Source organism: Roseovarius halophilus (ex Wu et al. 2025) (assembly GCF_047086965.1).
Genome location: NZ_JBKOTX010000457.1, coordinates 1 through 1481, shown reverse-complemented (window position 1 = coordinate 1481; position 1481 = coordinate 1). Strand labels below are relative to the sequence as shown.

Sequence of the window (1481 nt, the reverse complement as noted above, 5' to 3'; positions counted from 1 at the left end):
GGTATCTCTCCGGTCGGGCTACGCCCTCCCTACGAAACACCACCCCAGCGTTCTCATCCTGATTGACGCTCGACTCTCACCTTGTTTGTCGCGCGGCACCTGAGGCCGTTAGCCCCTGGAAGGTCGCTAGCCTTTCAGCTGAGAGCAAGTTTTGTATGACCTGCACGTCAGCCGCTGTCAGAACGCGGATCGCTCATCTTCCCGTATGAATCGGGGTTCCATTACAGCCTATCTCCTTGCTTGCTAAGCCGGGAACCGCCAACCCACACAATCCGCGAAGAAGCCCCAATTTGCGCCGGTATGCGTCTCTCTCAGAACTGATGCTCGATCTTGAACTGAACGCCTGTGCGGGTTGTGTCGCCGACACGATCGACGCTCAGGGTGGTGTTCACCCTGCTTAGGCCATCTTCGGAGTTGGAGGTAAGGCCCAGCTCAAGCCCCCCGCCGCAGTTCTCGGTGGTCTGATCGGCAACCGTGCGCTCGCAGATCAGCCTTGGTGAGAGGGTCGCGGTCTCGAGGCTCGCGGCGATCGGACGACCGTCCATTGGAACCCGCAGCTCCGGTGTCAGCGTCAGCGTCGTCAGGCTCACATGCCCGGCATCAAGGCTCAGCTCATCGGTCAGATCATAGGCGTCCGCCGTGAAGTCCATCTCCCCGATCTCGGTGTGGCCATGCGTGAAGGCCAGCTCCGGCCAGATCTCATAGCGCTCGCGCGCGATCACACCGGTCACAGACCCGCCAAGCGTCAGCGTCTGCGTGGTGTAGTCACTCTGCAGTTCCAACGTGCCATTGCTCAGTTCAAGATCGTTCCGGCCGACACCTATCGAGGCAAAGCCACTTGCGAACACCGTCTCCGAGAGCGCCACGACCCCGTAGCCGCCCAGATTGACACCAAAGCTGTCCTGCTTGCCTTCAAAGCTGCCTTCCAGCGTGGCGGTGCTCAGGTCAGCGCCCAGGTAATAGCCCAGCATACGGTCCGCATCGAGCATATGCTCCCACGCCATCTTGCCCGAGAGCGTGCCAGATGTATTGCCATCCTCGTCGCGCTGGATGTCAAAGTCCCCGAAGAACAGGCGCCGCTGCGTCCCCGCATAGTTGCCGTCCTGCTCAATGAAATTGCCGCGTGTACTCAGTGTCGAACCCCGTAATTCAAGACTGCCATCTACATTTAATGGCACATTATTCCGAGAAGCGACGCCGCTTGCGCTGCTGCTCAACTGTCGACGCCCGGCAATGAAACGATCGCGGGCCGACCGCATCATACGTCGATTGGTCGACAACACGCTAGCCAAATGACGCGTTGCAACATCAACAATGAGTTGCCGAATTTCTTCGCGCTCCTTTTCGAACTCAGAGGCAGGCGTGGGTGTGGGCGGAGTGATGGTAATATCAACCGTGTCCGCTGAGGATGCGTTGCCCTTGTCGTCCGTCACGACGAGCTCGAAGGTCAGCGTCACCGCCGCGTCATTCGCCCCCAGCGT

Annotated in this window: 1 protein-coding gene; it reads right to left on the bottom strand. The window is 59.6% G+C overall.

Features of this window, described 5'->3' with window-relative positions:
* Window positions 1-311 precede the first annotated feature (311 nt).
* Window positions 312-1481, bottom strand: a 1170-nt coding sequence (locus ACH107_RS32775; protein WP_412509772.1) for a hypothetical protein, incomplete at its 5' end; no start/stop codon positions are given.